This window comes from Mucilaginibacter angelicae, assembly GCF_042434235.1.
Classification (GTDB): domain Bacteria; phylum Bacteroidota; class Bacteroidia; order Sphingobacteriales; family Sphingobacteriaceae; genus Mucilaginibacter; species Mucilaginibacter angelicae.
Map to the genome: position 1 here is coordinate 724522 of NZ_JBHLTS010000004.1, position 17083 is coordinate 741604.

At 47.6% G+C, this 17083-nt stretch carries 18 protein-coding genes; 15 read left to right on the top strand and 3 right to left on the bottom strand.

Annotation, left to right across the window (positions count from 1 at the left end; translation table 11 throughout):
* The first annotated feature begins 35 nt into the window (after nt 1-35).
* The 9 genes from ACFFGT_RS03050 (at nt 36) to ACFFGT_RS03090 (ending at nt 6484) form a co-directional block, all read left to right on the top strand.
* Nucleotides 36-2033, top strand: a complete 1998-nt coding sequence (locus tag ACFFGT_RS03050) for a type IV secretion system DNA-binding domain-containing protein (protein ID WP_377021030.1) — start codon at nt 36-38, stop codon at nt 2031-2033.
* Nucleotides 2030-2440: a hypothetical protein gene (locus ACFFGT_RS03055; protein WP_377021031.1), complete on the top strand. Its 411-nt coding sequence runs from the start codon at nt 2030-2032 to the stop codon at nt 2438-2440. The genes ACFFGT_RS03050 and ACFFGT_RS03055 overlap by 4 nt, the downstream gene beginning before the upstream one ends.
* Nucleotides 2437-2868, top strand: coding sequence for a M23 family metallopeptidase (locus ACFFGT_RS03060; protein WP_377021032.1), 432 nt, complete (start codon nt 2437-2439; stop codon nt 2866-2868). The genes ACFFGT_RS03055 and ACFFGT_RS03060 overlap by 4 nt, the downstream gene beginning before the upstream one ends.
* On the top strand, nt 2861-4015 hold the full coding sequence (locus tag ACFFGT_RS03065; RefSeq protein ID WP_377021033.1) for an ArdC family protein: 1155 nt from the start codon (nt 2861-2863) through the stop codon (nt 4013-4015). The genes ACFFGT_RS03060 and ACFFGT_RS03065 overlap by 8 nt, the downstream gene beginning before the upstream one ends.
* Before the next feature lies 1 nt (nt 4016).
* Nucleotides 4017-4793 (top strand): DUF4099 domain-containing protein, encoded by a 777-nt coding sequence (locus ACFFGT_RS03070; RefSeq protein ID WP_377021034.1) that lies wholly within the window; start codon nt 4017-4019, stop codon nt 4791-4793.
* Nucleotides 4793-5386 (top strand): hypothetical protein, encoded by a 594-nt coding sequence (locus ACFFGT_RS03075; protein ID WP_377021035.1) that lies wholly within the window; start codon nt 4793-4795, stop codon nt 5384-5386. The genes ACFFGT_RS03070 and ACFFGT_RS03075 overlap by 1 nt, the downstream gene beginning before the upstream one ends.
* Entirely contained in the window at nt 5370-5828 is a 459-nt protein-coding gene (locus ACFFGT_RS03080) for a PH domain-containing protein (protein WP_377021036.1), read from the top strand. Before ACFFGT_RS03075 ends, ACFFGT_RS03080 begins: the two co-directional genes overlap by 17 nt.
* A gap of 54 nt (nt 5829-5882) precedes the next feature.
* Nucleotides 5883-6113 (top strand): hypothetical protein, encoded by a 231-nt coding sequence (locus ACFFGT_RS03085; protein ID WP_377021037.1) that lies wholly within the window; start codon nt 5883-5885, stop codon nt 6111-6113.
* A 158-nt stretch (nt 6114-6271) separates the two neighbouring features.
* On the top strand, nt 6272-6484 hold the full coding sequence (locus tag ACFFGT_RS03090; protein WP_377021038.1) for a hypothetical protein: 213 nt from the start codon (nt 6272-6274) through the stop codon (nt 6482-6484).
* Nucleotides 6485-6721: 237 nt separating this feature from the next.
* On the opposite strand, the gene ACFFGT_RS03095 is transcribed toward ACFFGT_RS03090, so the two are convergent.
* The 3 genes from ACFFGT_RS03095 to ACFFGT_RS03105 all read right to left on the bottom strand — a co-directional run bounded on the left by ACFFGT_RS03095 (nt 6722) and on the right by ACFFGT_RS03105 (nt 8891).
* On the bottom strand, nt 6722-7852 hold the full coding sequence (locus ACFFGT_RS03095) for a hypothetical protein (RefSeq protein ID WP_377021039.1): 1131 nt from the start codon (nt 7850-7852) through the stop codon (nt 6722-6724).
* 52 nt (nt 7853-7904) lie between these two features.
* Nucleotides 7905-8513, bottom strand: coding sequence for an alpha-ketoglutarate-dependent dioxygenase AlkB family protein (locus ACFFGT_RS03100; RefSeq protein ID WP_377021040.1), 609 nt, complete (start codon nt 8511-8513; stop codon nt 7905-7907).
* 105 nt (nt 8514-8618) lie between these two features.
* The gene (locus tag ACFFGT_RS03105; protein ID WP_377021041.1) at nt 8619-8891 is read right to left on the bottom strand and encodes a hypothetical protein; all 273 of its coding nucleotides are present in this window, start codon (nt 8889-8891) and stop codon (nt 8619-8621) included.
* A gap of 82 nt (nt 8892-8973) precedes the next feature.
* Between ACFFGT_RS03105 and ACFFGT_RS03110 the strand changes: the two genes are divergently transcribed.
* The 6 genes from ACFFGT_RS03110 to ACFFGT_RS03135 all read left to right on the top strand — a co-directional run bounded on the left by ACFFGT_RS03110 (nt 8974) and on the right by ACFFGT_RS03135 (nt 17052).
* On the top strand, nt 8974-9696 hold the full coding sequence (locus ACFFGT_RS03110; RefSeq protein ID WP_377021042.1) for an ImuA family protein: 723 nt from the start codon (nt 8974-8976) through the stop codon (nt 9694-9696).
* 3 nt (nt 9697-9699) lie between these two features.
* On the top strand, nt 9700-11196 hold the full coding sequence (locus ACFFGT_RS03115; RefSeq protein WP_377021043.1) for a Y-family DNA polymerase: 1497 nt from the start codon (nt 9700-9702) through the stop codon (nt 11194-11196).
* Nucleotides 11197-11207: 11 nt separating this feature from the next.
* The gene (locus tag ACFFGT_RS03120) at nt 11208-14414 is read left to right on the top strand and encodes an error-prone DNA polymerase (protein WP_377021044.1); all 3207 of its coding nucleotides are present in this window, start codon (nt 11208-11210) and stop codon (nt 14412-14414) included.
* 11 nt (nt 14415-14425) lie between these two features.
* On the top strand, nt 14426-14677 hold the full coding sequence (locus ACFFGT_RS03125) for a hypothetical protein (RefSeq protein WP_377021045.1): 252 nt from the start codon (nt 14426-14428) through the stop codon (nt 14675-14677).
* A 273-nt stretch (nt 14678-14950) separates the two neighbouring features.
* Entirely contained in the window at nt 14951-15550 is a 600-nt protein-coding gene (locus tag ACFFGT_RS03130; protein ID WP_377021046.1) for a hypothetical protein, read from the top strand.
* 116 nt (nt 15551-15666) lie between these two features.
* Entirely contained in the window at nt 15667-17052 is a 1386-nt protein-coding gene (locus tag ACFFGT_RS03135) for a hypothetical protein (protein ID WP_377021047.1), read from the top strand.
* The last annotated feature ends 31 nt before the right edge of the window (nt 17053-17083 follow it).

The window sequence follows — 17083 nt, forward strand, 5'->3', positions numbered from 1 at the left end:
CAGAAATCGTCACCCCAAGAAATTGAAACCATTACATGGAAGAAACACGTGAACAGCAGAAGCTGCATGGCTTCCTGCAATGCAGTATCTATTTGTCCATATTGCTGGAAGCCGCCATTTTTGTATATCATGATGCCCCGTTCTGGGGCATCTTTTTTACCCCTCTTGACAAGATCAGCCATATTGCAATTTACAGTAAGCTCATCTACAGCAAGCTGGCTACGTTCGGTCTGATCTGCCTCGTAAGCATCGGCACCCTGTCGAAAAAAGATACAGCACTGAACCCGGGGAAGCAGATCATTTATCCCCTGGCATCCGGACTGCTTTTGTTTTTTGGCAGCATAGCCTGTCAGGGCCGGGCCTCACCCCCCGCGTGCGGATATACGAAATGGTATGACCTGCTCTACATGCTCTGCTCATTTACCGGTGCTGTGCTCATCAGCCTGTCGATGGATAATATATCCAAGATAATCAGGTCAGGTCTCGGTAAGGACAAATGGAATACGGAAGCCGAAAGCTTTATGCAGCCCGTTAAAAAAACGGAAAACCCCTACTCTGTAAATATCCCGATGCTGTTCTATCACAAGCGCCGGGTATACTCCGGATGGATCAACATCTGTAATGTTTTTCGCGGTACCATCGTGATCGGTACGCCCGGCTCCGGGAAGAGCTTCTCCATCGTAAATCCATTCATCCGGCAGCTGATCGCCAAAGAATTCGCGGTATGTCTTTATGATTTTAAGTTTCCAGACCTGGGACAGATCGCTTATTACCATTACCTCAAGGCAAAGCAACAGGGAAAACTGAAAGGCTACACCTTTCATGTATTAAACCTGAATGATCCTGAAAAAAGCAGGCGTATCAATCCCTGGCGGGCTGACTATATCCGTTCACTGGCAGATGCCGCGGAAACCGCCGAAGGACTGATAGAGGCGCTTAAAAAGGGGGATAAGTCAGGTGGAAGCGATCAGTTTTTCACGCAGTCGGCCATTAATTTTCTGGCTTCCTGCATTTATTTTCTCAGCAAGTATGCAGGCGGTAAATACTCCAGCCTGCCCCATGTGCTGGCCATGCTGAACCGTTCTTATGAGGAAATATTCAATGCCCTCATATCAGAACCGGAACTGCGCTCCCTGATGTCTCCTTTTATGACGGCGTACCATGCCAAAGCATTTGACCAGCTGGAAGGGCAGATCGGAACGCTGAAAGTATTTATCAGCAGGCTGGCAACCAAAGAAACCTACTGGGTTTTCTCCGGGGACGATTTTGACCTCAAAATTTCCGGCAGGGATAATCCGGGGATACTTGTACTGGCCAATGATCCCAACACGCAGAATATCAATTCCGCATGTTACTCGATCGTCATTAACCGCCTGACGAAACTCATCAACACCAAAGGCAACCTTCCCTCCGCGCTGATCATAGACGAGGTGCCTACCCTGTTTGTCCATAAGGTAGAAAATCTGATCGCTACCGCCAGGAGCAACAAGGTCGCCGTCCTGATGGGCTTGCAGGAACTGCCGCAGTTTAACCAGCAGTACGGTAAGGACACGGCCGCAACCATAACATCCGTCGTGGGCAACGTACTCTCCGGCTCCGTCCGCAATAAGGAAACACTGGAATGGCTGGAACGGCTGTTCGGCAAATCAAAACAGATCGGGGAAGGTTTGTCCATCGACCGCAACAAAACATCTACCTCCCTTAATGAAAAACTGGAAGTACTGATCCCGGCAGGAAAGATCGCCTCTCTGAATGCCGGCGAGATGGTCGGGGTCATCGCCGCGGATGTGCAGGAAAAGTTTACCGGCCGGTTTGAAACATCCGCCGTCAACTGCAGGATCAATCTTGATATGGCAGAAATAGCCGCTGAGGAAAAGAGCTACAGGCCATTGCCTGCTTACTATGATTTTAACGGACGCGGGGACGAGAAACTCCGGCAGAACTTTAACCGGATCAGCCGGGAAATAGAAGATATGGTCCTGTTGTTCAAACCAGCCGCCCAATTTATCAAAAACCAAAATGAAACACCATGACAGACCACGAACTATTGGGCACCCTTGTTCTGGTGCACCCTGACCTTAAAGACCACCCCGCAGGACGCGAAGGGGATATCGGAATCGTCGTTTATGTGGATTCTCTACACAACCAGGTATATCTCCGTTTCACCGATGAAGCCGAAGCTGTCTATCCATCCGACGCCCTCTTTCTGCTGAAAGAGAGTGAACAGCTATTTTCCCGGGAATCAGCGGGCACAAACTCCGCAACGCTGAACGGATATAAAGACCTTTTTAAGATCGCGACGCTCCGGAAAATGGGGCGCAGCACCGATATCTGGAACGCGCTGGAGATCGCACGTGATAACCCGGAAATCTGGCCGGCAAGCCTGGTGTCCGTCGAAGAAAGCCTCGGCCTACGCCATAACCAATATATCAGGCGATGAAGGCCTGTATAGCCTGCTGCCTGATCTGCCTGCCCCTCACCGGATTGTATATCACTTCTTCCTTTGGTTTCCGCAGGCACCCCGTTACCGGGATCCACGCATTTCACAACGGGATCGACTTCAGGGCAAGATCTGATACGGTTTATGCCATAATGAAAGGAACGGTGACCGATGCGGGCTATGATGGCCTGCTTGGTATACATATCGGCATCGGACACGGGGACTTTACTTCAGTTTACGGCCACCTAAGCCAGGTATTTGTCGCGCCGGATGAACCGGTTGAAGCCGGACAGCCCATCGGAATTACCGGTAAAACCGGACGCGTTACCGGAGAGCACCTTCACTTTTCTATCCGCTTCCGGGGACGCTACATAGATCCTCTCGAATTTATTTATCAAAAATTAATCAATACAAAAAATCATGAGTAAAAACTTCAAACCGCTTTACGCGCAGCTTGCAGAAAAACTGATCGCAGAATTCAAAGCAGGCACCTCACCCTTTCAGAAACCGGTAAAAGAAAACGGGATGCCTGCATTTGTTCCCCCCGTTAACCCGATTACGGGCAAAGGATACAGCGCCCTGAATGCCATCAACCTATCCCTGAAGGGCTATGATGATCCGCGCTGGATGTCAGCCGACACGGCAAGTTTTAACGGTTATCTGGTCAAAGAGGGCGCTAAGGGAACCCTTATCAATTTCCCAAAACGCAGCGAGATCCAGGCGCTCCGCACGCCTGACGGGGCAAAGGTCAAAGATGAGGCAGGTGTAACACAAACCAAAACCGTGGAATTCGATAAGGTCCAGAACGGCAAGGCCTTTCTGTTCAATGCTGCCCAGATCAGGGATATTCCGCCGTTGGACGATTGGCTGAAATCCCTTCCCGAACAGCCGCTCTCGCCGATGGAAAGAGCTGATAAACTGCTTGCAGACAGTGGGGCCGTTATTGTCCACGGCGGGCAGGAGGCTTTTTATGATAAGGTAAAGGATGAGATCCATCTGCCGGAGAAAAGTGCCTTCGAAAATGAAACGAAATATTACCAGGCTGCAATACATCAGCTGGCACACTGGTCAGGCCATGAAAGCCGGTTAAACCGTCCGATGGAAGGCAAGTTCGCCTCCATGGATTATGCCCGTGAAGAATTGCGTGCGGCTATCGGCGCTATGATAGTTGGTGCTCAATTGAAGATCGGACATAATTTCGGCCAGCATGCGGCCTACACCGGTTCCTGGGCAAAAATATTAAAGGATGAGCCCTTCGAGATCTCCCGGGCATCCGCCGATGCGCAGAAGATTGCAAACCTCCTGCTTGGAGCTGGTCAGCAGCGGGAGGTAAAACAGGGTTCTGCTGTAGACACCACACTGACGAAAGGTGAAGAAATAGCTTATAATAACACCACCTACAAGGTACTGGACAAAAAAGGCAAAACCTTTGAAATGGAAAAAACGGACAGCGGGGAACGGTTTAAGATCAAACCGACTGACAAGGTTTTTGCCAGCCTGGTGGAAGCAAGAAATAACCCGCAGGCTGCCGGGCCGGTTTTGGAACAGGAACAATCACATAAAATAGGGAGATAATATGAACCTGATCAGTTTTAAAGAGCACGAGCTTCCGATCAGCGAATTGGAAACGATCGGGCTGGCCTCAGGAGGTCAGCTTTTATTGAATATGACCGACCTGAGAGCCTTACTTTCCGGCAGAAGAACGGAATTAATACATCTGGAAAACCTCGAAACGGAAAGTATTAAGATCGGGGCCATTGATGCCAAAATTTCTTTGAAAAGGAATGAGCAGGGAAAGACCGATCTGTTGATTCATCCGATTTACCGGAAACCGGCAACACCGGATTTTCTCGATGATAACGATGCCCGGCAGCTGGAAGAGGGCGAGGTCGCCAGCCTGCTCAAAGTGACATCAGACAATAAGGGAAATAAAAAAGAGGTGCTTGTGGAATACGATGCTGAAACCCGCGAGTTTATTGTTTCAGATACCGAAAAGATCCTGGTTCCGGATATGGTAAACAGCGAGTATCTGACTCCCGCGCAGAAAGACAATTACCGTAAAGGCAAGGCCGTTGAACTTGCTGATCGTACCGTATTCAATTATTCAGCAACCGATGTCAATGGCATCAGGTCTAACCGGCTTGCCCTGGTGGCATCAATCATGATCGACGGCGAACTATCTTATATGCTCTACCAGGGATTGAACGCAGCTTTCGGCAAGAAACATGATCTGAAAGAAGCAGAATACCTGAGTCCCGGTTATTACAGCGCAGTGGAAGATATGGAAGACCAGCGGCCTGTGATCAATAACGATCATATCCGGTTTGACGGAAGGAGCCGCAGTTCCCGCTGATGCATCCCCTGTTAACTGAGCTTGGAGTTTCAGAGGAACTCCAGGCTTATTTTGATATTGATGAACTGCGTTTTGATTACGGGGATGAACAGGAATTTTTTGGCCCCGGCTTTCATCTCGTACCTACAACCAGTGACCTGTGGCTTGCGGGAAACTATCCGGCTACAGAACTGATCATTACTTCAAGCGCGATGGAAGCCCTTGCCTATATGGCCCTGAATGCATGGCGTCACCCGGCTAATACGGTGCTTTCCTTTATCGCAATAGGTAATCTGCCGCATACGCGGCAGCTGAACTGGATAAGGGCTTACTGTCAAAAAAGAAAAATTACCCTTGTTTTCGGCAACGACCTGCTGGGCAGGCTGGCCGACATCACGGTCGCCGCGGGCATCCGGAATAAGGCGCTCCGCCTGTACTGGCATAACGGTAAAGTTCAGCTGACCATGAATAATACCGTATTTGAAGCTGACCCGGAAAAACTAAGCCTGAACTCGTTTGAAAAAGCCGCAGGCTTCAGAACATGCATCAGAACCAGGAAACCAACACGGCACAATACATTTTTAGAACAACTGATCCATGATAAAAAACAATGAAATTCTGCTCAGGCCGGCGATGAGTTTCGCTTTCCTGAAAATACTGCCGCTCATTTTTCTTTCCCTGACCTTCCTGCTGCTGGCATGGTTTCTTTCCCCCTATTTTCTGCTGTTCAGCTTCGCGGTTGCCGCCACAGCCTGTTATCGCCTCGTGTATATCCGGAGCTGCTCCTACCTCATTACACCCGGAGAAATAAAGACAGGCAGCGGTATTTTCTTCCGGAGAACCGATTATACGGAAATGTACCGCATCAGGGATTATATCGTTACCCGGCCGTTTCTGCTGCAGGTCTTTGGACTGATGAATGTAACCCTGAGAAGTACAGATGCTGAAAACCCGTTGTTGCTGCTTTCGGGAATTCCTGCTTCAGAACTCATTGAAACCATCAGGGAATATGTCCGTGAAGCCAGGAAAAACAATAATATCTACGAAATAAATTAACAGGAACATTTGCGACATACTAAGTAAATTAGTATATTTAGGTATTGAATCATTATGAAAACCGCATTCTATTTTATAGCGACCTGCTTCATTTCCACCTTCGCATTTTTTGGTGCGCTGAGTATGAAAAATCCGTTTCCCTGTTTTGGTGTGGCATTTGGCATATGGGCACTCTTTCTCTGGGGTTATAGCAGAAGAGCAAAAAAAGAAGCATCGAGACGCCTTAACGAACGGATGTTTAATGAATATATGCGATCAAAAGACCGCAGTTCTGTTCGCCGCTGATAATTTTAATTTATATATTACGTTTTATAGTCGCGGACAACCCGTCCGCAATTGTGATAAGGTTTAGGTTAAAATCCCCTGGTAGCAAGTGTTCAGGGGTTTTTTATTAAAACTCAAACCGCATAAGGATGTACATCAACATGGCGTATATTTACGGTATGGAAACACCTAAATATATACTGATAGAAGAAGAGACTTTCAATGGCATCATCGCAGCAGCAGGAGCTGGCGTAATGACGGCTGAAGACGACGAAACCCGCCTTAAATTTATTGGTCAGGTTGCTATACTGATGAATAATATCAAAAAGCTGCATCTTAAAACCAAAGAAGAGGCATTGGAGATCCTAAATCAAGAAAACACGGCTGAGTAAAGCACGGATACGTTTATATTGTACCGGAGACCAGGGTCTTTCCGATCAATGGGATTCTGTATAATTGATAAAATACAGTTCCAGGTAGGAAGCGGCCTCATAGAATTATCCTGATGCCGCTCCCATAGATATTACTTTTACAGATTTGGAAGATCTGTTATCTGATGACTGGCCGCTCTCCCAACCGGTTAAATGAGCACAGGTAATTCGACCCGGTACCCAGAAAAACAAAATTGCCTATTCTGCAGCTTCGGCAGCTGCAGTACGTTTTTTCCTGTTTTTATGAAAAGTACTTATCCTCCCGTCCAGTTCTATATGAAGAGTGTAGTAATCACCTTCAAAGTAAACTGATTGATTTCCATAACGGCTATACCGTGTGTTCGGGCGGGCGATAAAAAAAGCTTGGATCTCTTCATCAATACTGGTTATAACCTTTTTCATTACCGTAAAAACATCTTCGGTCGCCCATTGAAAATTGTCCTTATGTTCAAAGCGGTCATTAACTTTCATTTCCTCCACGTGCCGCATATAAACGTGCATGAAGCCATCTATATCCAGGTAAACAGGAACTTTACCCATGACATTAAACTTTTGTTCCTTAAAACTCTGAACCATCAGCAGCATGGTAACGGCCTGATCAATATTGGCCTGAACTAACTTTTGCATACTGCTGCCCACCTGCTGCAAATATTTATCCAGTATCGCCTGGTCACTTTTCTTCTTTTCGCTAAGCAAAAATCCCAATCGCTTGGTCTCCTCAGCTGTAATCTCTTCACGCATTAGTTTGATCTGCAGGTATTCCCATTCAACTCCTTCCCTCAATTGAGTTTCTTCAGCGTAAATCTCCGCTTTTTCATCATCCGTTAATTCCGCTTCTTCATAAATCAATTTGGCTGCCAGATAAAAATTCCGTTGTTTCGGTGTGATGCCGATACCGTCTGTTATCAGCTTCTTGGTGAAGCCATAAATCCAGTCATAATCACCGCCTTTAGGTTTTATTTCAAGAGGTATCTCTATTTTTTTGATCGTCCGGACTTCCTGCGAATGGAATGTATTTTTTGGCTTGGCATGAAAATATGCAATATCCAGGATGTCGTCAGCGTCAATGCCGGTGGTTTGCAACTCTTTTATAAGTTCAGGCGTCAGATCACCCACCAGATATTCTGCCCTGACTTTACCCGAATGGGCGCCCTGTTGTTTAGCCAGTTCATCCATCTTTTCCCGCTCATCCTGCGTGTACAAAAATGTCACGGTTACATACGCTCCAAATTTTTGATAAGATGCCGTGCCGGGAATAAATGTCACAGATGCGGTCCTGTCATCCCGCCCTACCAGGTCATATATTTCTTCAATTGCATACTTTTTCATTTTTTACCTCCGGCATAAAGTTAGGCAGATATTCGAAAGACCTCATCATTTGTTAAACAATAACCCTGAAGGTCAGGTTAACTCTGGCCTTCAGCGGTTTGGTAGATTTAGCAACGCGGTGTTCCCAATTCTCCTGCAAACCGGCTTTCATTAAAAGGAACGAGCCATGTTCCAGTTTAATCGAATAATGCTCTTTATGATCTGCTTTATTGCGGATATCAAAGCTGCGTACCTGTCCGAAGCTGACCGAAGCAATGATGGGGTTCCTTCCTAATACACTTTCGCGGTCGCTGTGCCAGGCGACAGAATCATTACCATCGCGGTAATAGTTGAGCAGGACGCTGTTAAATTTGATACCAGTTGCCTGTTCCACTTTTTCTTTAAGCATCAATAATTCCGATGTCCAGGGATTTGGATTGGAAATCTTTCCGGAAACGGAATAGTCTGTACCAGGATCTCCATGCCAGGAAGTAAGCCGTGGGGTTAAGTATTCCTTATCCCACATTATCTGAGTGCTTTGTTTCCAGGGCGTGGTCCGAATGAATTGCTGCAATAGTTCATCGCTTGTTCGCTGATCAATAAATCCGGCGTGGTATTCTAATAGCTCCTTTGGCAATCCTTTGCTCTGTCCGCTTTCTGCAAAAAAACTTAACTGTTCCATGGTCTAATCCCCTTGATCCGGTGCATAATCCTTCAATGACTTCGCCCCCCCTGGCTTTTAGTATCTCTTTTTCCGGCATAGTCAGCCGATAATCAATCTTTTTTTTCATTGCCTTTCTACGTAATTGATAATAAAATCTGCCACCTGTTCCTGCTCTGTAACAGCTAAAAAGCTGCCATCATAGATCCAGTAACCCTGTGCGTCGAACAGGATACAGCCGAGTTCGTCCGGGTCTTCATCAAAGGAGGTATACAGCCGGTAGCATTGCGCAGCTTTCGGGTGAAAGCGGTCGGGTATTATCCGTATCACTTCATCAGGGCCATGCTTGCGCTTAACAAAAGCTTTGGCTTCGCGGGTTAAATAGCTGTTGGTGGTCATAATTGATCACTGCAAAAAATAATTTTCAAATATAAATAAAATGCTAATATTTTTAGTATTAATTTTGTAACCACTATTTAACATGCCGGAAAGTAAAGCCCATATCATCAGCGAACTGCGCAAAAATATTTTGCAATGGGAGGGCTATAAACCGCCGGTTACGGGTACGCGGTCACTTGTAGGCCTGGGACCGGTGGAAGAGGCTTTTCCCAACGGGATATTCCCGATAGCTGCAGTACATGAACTGATTTGCGGTTCAATCGAGCAGGCAGCGGCAGGAAGTGGCCTGGTAACAGGTATCCTGTCTGTACTGCTGAAAAATGGCGGCATCTGTGTCTGGATCGGCCGGTCGCGCCGTTTGTTTGCCCCGGCGTTGACTGTCTTCGGCGTGGAGCCGCACAAGGTGATCTTTATCAGTTTGACGAAAGACAAGGATGCGCTTTGGGTGATGGAGGAAGCTTTGAAATGCGCCGGACTGAAAGCCGTGGTATGTGAAGTCGGCGAACTGAATTTTCAACTGTCGCAGCGTTTGCAGCTGGCAGTGGAGCAAAGCCGGGTAACGGGCTTTGTACTGCGGAATACTGCTGCTAAAATGGGATCCACGGCCTGCGCGGCGCGCTGGCGGATAAAATCCTTACCAAGTGCTGATTTGGGCGGCCTGCCGGGTTTAGGTTTCCTGCGCTGGCAGGTAGAATTGCTCAAAGTCCGCAACGGTCAACCCGGTAAATGGGTGCTGGAATGGCAGGACGGACACTTTGTACCGGTTGAGGAGGTTTTGATGTTATCAGAAAGGAAGGTAGGGTGATCGATGCAAAAGCGTTTTATGGCTATCTGGTTTCGGCATTTGCTGACGGACGGGCTGGCGTTCCGCCGGCATGAATTGCGGGCGTTGCCTTTTGTATTGGCTGCACCTGTCAAAAACAAGGTGATCATTACGGCAGCCAGCGCTTTAGCGGAACAACAGGGCGCTTTTACCGGCATGGCCGTAGCGGACGCACGGGCAGCGGTGCCGGAACTCGTGGTGATCGACGATACACCGGGGAAAGCTGCGCAGTTACTCCGTCTTTTAGGCCTGGGTTGTATCCGATATAGCCCCATTGTGGCTGTCGATTTACCGGATGGCTTGCTGTTAGACATTTCGGGCTGTGCCCATCTTTGGGGCGGTGAGCGGGGTTACCTGAAAGAAATCGTATTAAAATTAAGAGCAGCCGGCTTTGATGTGCGCGCAGCGATAGCCGATACGCCGGGTGCCGCCTGGGCGGTGTCCCGTTTTGCGCGGGTATCGCCTATTGTTCCTGCCAACGGACAAGCGCCGATACTGGCGGGATTGCCGCCGGCAGCTTTGCGGCTGGATGTTGGCGTACTGGAATTGCTGCAAAAGCTAGGGTTCCGTACTATCGGGCCAATGCTTGCTATGCCGCCTCCTACTTTGCGGCGGCGGTTTGGTAAGGACTTATTGATCCGTTTAGATCAGGCTCTGGGGCGTATAGATGAGGTACTGGAGCCCCTGGTACCGCCTGTACCTTATGTGGAACGTTTACCTTGCCTGGAACCGATCCGGACAGCGCCCGCTATTGAGATCGCTATTGAAAAGTTGTTACTGGCATTATGCCTGCGTCTGCAAACCGAAAACAAGGGGCTACGCAAGGCATTGCTCAAATGCCACCGGGTTGACGGACGAAAGGTACAAGCAGCCATTACCACTACAAAAGGTTCGCATAGCGTCTCTCATTTAATGCGCTTATTTAAATTACAGGTCAGCAAGATCGAGCCGGCATTAGGTATTGAGTTGTTTGTCCTGGAGGCACCTCGGGTCGAAGATATGGAAACGGTGCAGGAACAACTGTGGTCGGTGGATCGCGGGCTGGCAGATACGGCGCTGGCTGAACTGCTCGACCGTGTTGCGGGCAGGGTTGGCGCGGAAGCCATCCGGCGCTATTTACCGGCGGAGCATTACTGGCCGGAACGTTCGGTGAAAGTGGCTGCTTCGCTGACTGAAGAACCATCGGCGGCGTGGCCGGGACAAATGCGGCCGATCCGACTGTTAACGGTTCCCGAATCCATAGAGGTGATGGCACTGGTGCCGGATAATCCCCCAAAAACATTTACTTATAAAGATAAGCGGCACAGCATTATCAAGGCAGACGGGCCGGAGCGCATCGGACGGGAATGGTGGCAGGACAGTGGCGAGCACAGGGATTATTATGCGTTGGAGGACAGCGAGGGACAACGTTACTGGGTGTTTCGTTCAGGGCATTATGACGGTGGTGATGCACGCTGGTATTTACATGGCTTTTTTGCTTAGAAAACGGCAATATGGATTACATAGAATTACAAGTCACTTCTAATTTCAGCTTCTTACGCGGAGGCTCGCACCCGCATGAACTGGTGGAGCGGGCGGCGGCTCTGGGCTATTCAGCTATCGCGGTCACTGACCGGAATTCTTTGGCCGGGATCGTGCGGGCGCATATGGCGGCCAAAGCGGCAGGTATCCGTTATATCCCTGCCTGCCGGCTGGATTTGGCGGATGGGGCAAGTTTATTAGCCTATCCTACGGATATCGCAGCTTACGGGCGGCTTTCTGCTTTATTGACTTTAGGCAACCTGCGAGCGGAAAAAGGCAAATGTGAATTGTATAAAACAGATGTATATGCACATAGCGAAGGGATATTATTTGTAGTTGTTCCACCTGACAGGCTGAATAGTAGTTTTGAGTTAGATCCTGTTTTTCTGCGTGACCTCAGGGAATACCGGCGAGCCTTCGGGCTTTCGCTTTATTTAGCAGCTTCCTTCAATTACCAGGGCCAGGATGCAAAGCGCTTATTTAGATTAGCGGAAACAGGTGTACCCTTAGTAGCTACCGGCGATGTGCACTACCATATCGCGGAACGACGGGAGTTACAGGATGTGCTGACCTGTATACGGGAGAAATGCACCATTTACACGGCGGGCTTTAAACTATATCCAAACGCAGAGCGTTTTTTAAAACCCTTAGATGAGGTAGCGCGGCTATTCCGGCAATATCCGGTTGCCTTATCTAATGCTTTAGAGATTGTAGATGCCTGCCGTTTTTCACTCGACGAACTCAAATATCTGGAACCGGAAGAGCAGTTGGTAAACGGGCTGACCAGGCAGCAGCAGTTGGTGAAACTAACCTGGAAACGGGCAAAAGCCTGTTTTGGCGACCCGATCCCTGAAAAGCACCGGAAGCAGATCGAATTTGAATTGGCTTTTATCGAGCGACGCAACCTGGCCTGGTATTTTCTGCGGGTATATAAAAAAACGCAAAAGGCAGAAGATCTGGGTATCCTGCACCAGGGCCGTGGTTCGGCGGCGAACTCTACAGTTTGTTTTTGTTTGGGGATCACGGCGGTTAACCCCGCGAAATCCCGTTTATTGTTCTCCCGCTTTATGTCTGAGGCACGCGACGAGTGGCCGGACATCGATGTTGATTATGAACACGAACGGCGCGAGGAGATCATCCAGTTTATATATAATGATTACGGGCGCGACCGGGCGGCCATTGTGGCAACGGTTACGCAGGAACGGCATAAGGGTGCGATCCGCGATGTAGGTAAGGCGATGGGCTTGTCGGAAGATACGATCAAAAGAGTCGGTGCCACGATCTGGGATTTCTACGAAGAAGGATTTGATGAGAAGCGCTTGCGCGAACAGGGATTGAACCCTAAAGACCCATTGATCCTGAAAGTATTGCAGCTAACCTGCGAACTGATGGGTTTCCCCCGGCAACTTGGCCAGCACACCGGCGGATTTGTGATCACTGAGGGTAAACTATCCGACTTCTGCCCTATCATGAACGCACGCATGATTGACCGTACGCAGGTGGAATGGAACAAGGACGACCTGGAAGATTTAGGCATTTTAAAAATTGATGTGCTGGGTTTGGGGATGCTGACGATGATCCGCAAAGCATTTGACCTTGTATTAGCTCATTACGGTATTCAACTGACTTTGGCGAATGTGCCCCAAGACGACCCGCTGGTTTATGATATGATCTGCCGGGCGGATACTATCGGAGTGTTCCAGATCGAAAGCCGGGCGCAGATGTCGATGCTGCCGCGCTTAAAGCCCCGTTGTTTTTATGACCTGGTGATCGAGGTGGCTATTGTCAGGCCCGGGCCGATCCAGGGAGATATGGTACACCCCTATTTGCGGCGGCGTGATGGCGAAGAACCGGTGGTTTATCCTTCCAAAGAACTGGAAGAGATATTAGGCCGGACTTTGGGTGTACCATTATTTCAGGAACAGGCGATGGAGATCGCCATTGTAGCTGCGGGCTTTACCCCGGCGGAAGCCGACCAGCTGCGGCGGAGCATGGCGTCGTTCAAGGCTAATGGCAAACTGCATCTCTACGAAAAGAAAATGGTGGAGGGTATGGTGGCGCGGGGTTACGAGGAAGATTTCTCGCGGCGGGTATTCAAACAGTTGCAGGGTTTCGAAGGTTATGGTTTCCCGGAGAGCCACGCAGCTTCGTTCGCTCTGTTGGTGTATATTTCCTCCTGGTTGAAATGTCATTACCCTGATGTGTTTTGCGCAGCCTTATTAAACAGCCAGCCTATGGGGTTTTACCAGCCGGCGCAGATTGTGCGCGATGCCCGGGAGCATAAAGTACAGGTTTTGCCTGTAGATGTCAATTACTCGGACTGGGATAATAAGCTGGAAACGAAGAACGATCGCTACTACGCGGTACGACTTGGTTTCCGACAGGTGAAAGGATTGCGGGAGGATGACATGGTGCAACTAACGGTCATGCGGGAAGATGGTTATCAGCATATCGAGCAATTGCGGGCGGCGGGTGTACCGGAAGCGGCGCTGGAAAAACTGGCGGATGCGGACGCTTTCCGTTCTCTGGGCGCAGACAGGCGCATGGCTTTATGGGAAGTTTCGGCATTGGCTGACAGGCCGGTCGGGCTTTTTGACGGGCAGCTATCAGAAACGGCTTTAGAGTTACCGGTGGAACTGCCGCCAATGACGCAGGGTGAGCATGTGGTTCAGGACTATATCTCAACGGGATTATCATTGAAAGATCACCCTATCAAATTGGTTCGGCCGCAACTGACGAAAATGAGGAATGTACGGGTCAGCGAGTTATTGTATAAAAAAGACGGCGATATGGTTTGTATTGCAGGGCTGATCACGGTGCGGCAGCGGCCGGGGACGGCTAAAGGGGTACTGTTTATGACGCTCGAAGATGAAACGGGTTCGGCTAACCTGGTGGTTTGGCAAATGCTGTTTGATAAATATCGCAAGGAAATCGTGCAGTCAAGATTACTGATGGTAGCAGGGAAATTGCAGATTGCTAACGGGGTGACGCATTTGGTGGTTCACCGCTGCTTTAACCTTACGGCCTTGTTGCGGAGTTTAACGGAAACCCCGGCTGATCTGCCACAAACGCTGGCACGCGGGGATGAGACAACTAAACCGGTCAATTATGACGGGCGATCAACGGCACCTGCAGTATCCACTGAGGGAGCTTTCCATAAAGGACGAAATTTTAAATAACGGAAGCAACAATGAGCAACGAATATTTACAAAGGGTACATAAGTATATTTTGCAGAAATTTCCGGCCTATAACAGTACGATCGCCTTTCAGCAGGATAAATTAATTTTTGTTGTACCGGATGGTGAAATTTTTCAACCATATTATGAAAAGGTATTTCAGGATCTGAACGCCTGCATCACACAGGTACGTAAACGGGAAATTGATATAAATATAAAAGTCTGGTCAAAATACCAGGAGCGGGATTTCATAATTCTAAAATAACAAGCGAGGTTCCGGAGTAAACTCGTTACTAATAGTATGCCTGGGCATTAGCAGGAAGGCCATGAAAATCCATTCTAAAACGAAACCCACAATATCCATATTTCCGTAAGCACATCCGGTTTGTTCAATAATTGAAGGCGACATTCCATGAAATAAATTTTTGATACTAAGGTAAAGCACTTCCTGATCTGTCAAGGGTATATAAACCCCGGCATACCGGGGCCCTTGACAGGTCATTCCCTCAGCTTTATACCGGCATAAAAAATTAATTTCATGGAAAAGCTTATTTTAAATCTCCAATCACAAAATCAAATCATCGCTTATCGGGATGAAAATCGCCTGACCGGATATGAACCCGGAATTCTGAATGAAATACTTGCCGCGGCTCAACAGCGTGATATTAAACTGCTCAACTGGTTCAATCAGTTCGGCGATTCTTTCAGAAGCATCCTTATGAATGTATATGCCTACAGGAAAGGCCTGGAATTTGGATTTACTGACATTGCCTTCGATCAATATGGTTGGTTCAAAAGGCCGGCTTTCATTGAAACAGAAAGTCTGATATTCGGAAATGAAGCAAGATACGGCGAGCACAGCACTTTATCCATAGGCAAAGGTGTTGCCCAGGTCTGGACTAATGCGCTGAGTTATCGTTTTGGAACCGCCGGAGGAGGATGTGGACTGTCCGTATATGGAAAACAATTTCAGCACCGGGAAGCCGCAATAAACTCGGGCATCGCCGAATTAGAGGCAATGATGACTGAGAAACTGAACCATAGTGATACTTCAAACTACAAACAACCTATTATTCAAAGCACATTAAACGCTATCGAAAAATATCAGATTAAGAAGGTTCAGCTCTCGCTATTTTAGGTGGAAGAAATATTTCACAGCGTTTAATTCTCTGGCAAAGCTATCGTGAATAATAAATTAACCAAGCCTTGATGTGATGCAAATTGTTTGATTACATTGGTGTTTAATTTAGAAAAATGACCAGCGATTTTTTTCACGACATGCAGATTCTGAACGACCGTTATGCGGGTGTTTATCTTACAAATAAGTTTCTGATAAAAATTAACACAGGTATCAGCAGGGAGGACATATTAAGCTATGATTTTGACAAGCATACGTTTTCCGACGAAGACCAAAAGGATTTACTCAAACAAAACTTCATAACTGTGTTTCACGAACTGGTTCATTATACGCACGAGATCACGACGATGACAGGAATAACGCAATTTTACATGGAAGCTGTATCACGATCAATATTTTCTGAATATGTAAATGTACCGGAAAGCTCGACCGTAAGTGAAATCACTGGCGAAAAAGCAGAAAAACTTAAATTGATTAGGCTCACTACCGATGCATTGCTGGGCGGTGCGGTAAAAGAACTGAGCGGACAAATTGTTTACAACATCCTGGGCATTGAAATGGAGCAATTTGATGCCTTTGATCCTTTTGATCCGAAACCAATTAAGGTTCATACACCGAAAGTTATATATGAATACGCAGAACCCGCTACCAATCACAGAGGAACCACCTCTGTTTATTTTGGCAAGTATTATTTGTACGAAGGAATAGCTCATTTACTCGACCAGATCGTTTCCAAGCAACGCGGTATACCACTGATACCGGAAAGTAAGGTCGGCCCGGAATACAAAATTATGGAGCAAGTGGCGACCTATATTTTTCCAAAGATCGATCTTCGCACCCTTCTTGAGATTGCCTCCATCTCTTTGTCCTATTGGAACTGCGGCGAAATGTTCATCACCATGATAAAAGAGGCAGCTACAGTCCCGTTCCTGCCAGGATATTTGGCAGAGATCAAAAACAAGGTTATTATCCGTCTTTCTTCAAAAAAACAGCATTTTTTATCCAGCCTGGATGAAATACGCAGTATTTTTAAAAACAGGGCATCACTATATGCGGCGGCAAACCACCTTTGTAACGAAATGGCCAAGGGATACGATCTTCGTATCAATAATCCCGTTTTTGAAATAGACTGTGTTCGTCGGGCAGATCCGGTAAGCATGACAGAGCAAATTTCGCCTTGTGATATGGTATTTGAATTCGAAGGAAAAGATGAATTTATGAAAGACTTCTTAGGGACTTATTTACCCGATCACTTGCTGTCCTATGATCTCAAAACATTTCTTTGTCATGTTGATTACTACAAATCGGAGATGGATGGCCTCAGAAGTCACCGTTGTCCTCTTTATAGTTTCTGCGGGCAACCGCTTCGAAAAAAAAATCCCCAGCAATGCAGATTACAACCAAGACGGTCATTTGAGCTTCAAGGGGAATATGGTTGGTGTAATTACAGCCTGGGAGTTGCTTATAACAAAGGCACAGATTTAGTTACCGGGTCTGAATAAAACGATGTCCTAACCTTTAGCTCAATTTCAG

What these genes read in the sequence shown, in the direction of transcription:
- ACFFGT_RS03075 (WP_377021035.1), top strand. Translation starts at nt 4,793, where the DNA reads ATGCATCCCCTGTTAACTGAGCTTGGAGTTTCAGAGGAACTCCAGGCT.
- ACFFGT_RS03060 (WP_377021032.1), top strand. Translation starts at nt 2,437, where the DNA reads ATGAAGGCCTGTATAGCCTGCTGCCTGATCTGCCTGCCCCTCACCGGA.
- ACFFGT_RS03110 (WP_377021042.1), top strand. Translation starts at nt 8,974, where the DNA reads ATGCCGGAAAGTAAAGCCCATATCATCAGCGAACTGCGCAAAAATATT.
- ACFFGT_RS03130 (WP_377021046.1), top strand. Translation starts at nt 14,951, where the DNA reads ATGGAAAAGCTTATTTTAAATCTCCAATCACAAAATCAAATCATCGCT.
- ACFFGT_RS03090 (WP_377021038.1), top strand. Translation starts at nt 6,272, where the DNA reads ATGGAAACACCTAAATATATACTGATAGAAGAAGAGACTTTCAATGGC.
- ACFFGT_RS03055 (WP_377021031.1), top strand. Translation starts at nt 2,030, where the DNA reads ATGACAGACCACGAACTATTGGGCACCCTTGTTCTGGTGCACCCTGAC.
- ACFFGT_RS03070 (WP_377021034.1), top strand. Translation starts at nt 4,017, where the DNA reads ATGAACCTGATCAGTTTTAAAGAGCACGAGCTTCCGATCAGCGAATTG.
- ACFFGT_RS03105 (WP_377021041.1), bottom strand. Translation starts at nt 8,891, where the DNA reads ATGACCACCAACAGCTATTTAACCCGCGAAGCCAAAGCTTTTGTTAAG.
- ACFFGT_RS03115 (WP_377021043.1), top strand. Translation starts at nt 9,700, where the DNA reads ATGCAAAAGCGTTTTATGGCTATCTGGTTTCGGCATTTGCTGACGGAC.
- ACFFGT_RS03065 (WP_377021033.1), top strand. Translation starts at nt 2,861, where the DNA reads ATGAGTAAAAACTTCAAACCGCTTTACGCGCAGCTTGCAGAAAAACTG.
- ACFFGT_RS03100 (WP_377021040.1), bottom strand. Translation starts at nt 8,513, where the DNA reads ATGGAACAGTTAAGTTTTTTTGCAGAAAGCGGACAGAGCAAAGGATTG.
- ACFFGT_RS03120 (WP_377021044.1), top strand. Translation starts at nt 11,208, where the DNA reads ATGGATTACATAGAATTACAAGTCACTTCTAATTTCAGCTTCTTACGC.
- ACFFGT_RS03085 (WP_377021037.1), top strand. Translation starts at nt 5,883, where the DNA reads ATGAAAACCGCATTCTATTTTATAGCGACCTGCTTCATTTCCACCTTC.
- ACFFGT_RS03095 (WP_377021039.1), bottom strand. Translation starts at nt 7,852, where the DNA reads ATGAAAAAGTATGCAATTGAAGAAATATATGACCTGGTAGGGCGGGAT.
- ACFFGT_RS03125 (WP_377021045.1), top strand. Translation starts at nt 14,426, where the DNA reads ATGAGCAACGAATATTTACAAAGGGTACATAAGTATATTTTGCAGAAA.
- ACFFGT_RS03135 (WP_377021047.1), top strand. Translation starts at nt 15,667, where the DNA reads ATGACCAGCGATTTTTTTCACGACATGCAGATTCTGAACGACCGTTAT.
- ACFFGT_RS03080 (WP_377021036.1), top strand. Translation starts at nt 5,370, where the DNA reads ATGATAAAAAACAATGAAATTCTGCTCAGGCCGGCGATGAGTTTCGCT.
- ACFFGT_RS03050 (WP_377021030.1), top strand. Translation starts at nt 36, where the DNA reads ATGGAAGAAACACGTGAACAGCAGAAGCTGCATGGCTTCCTGCAATGC.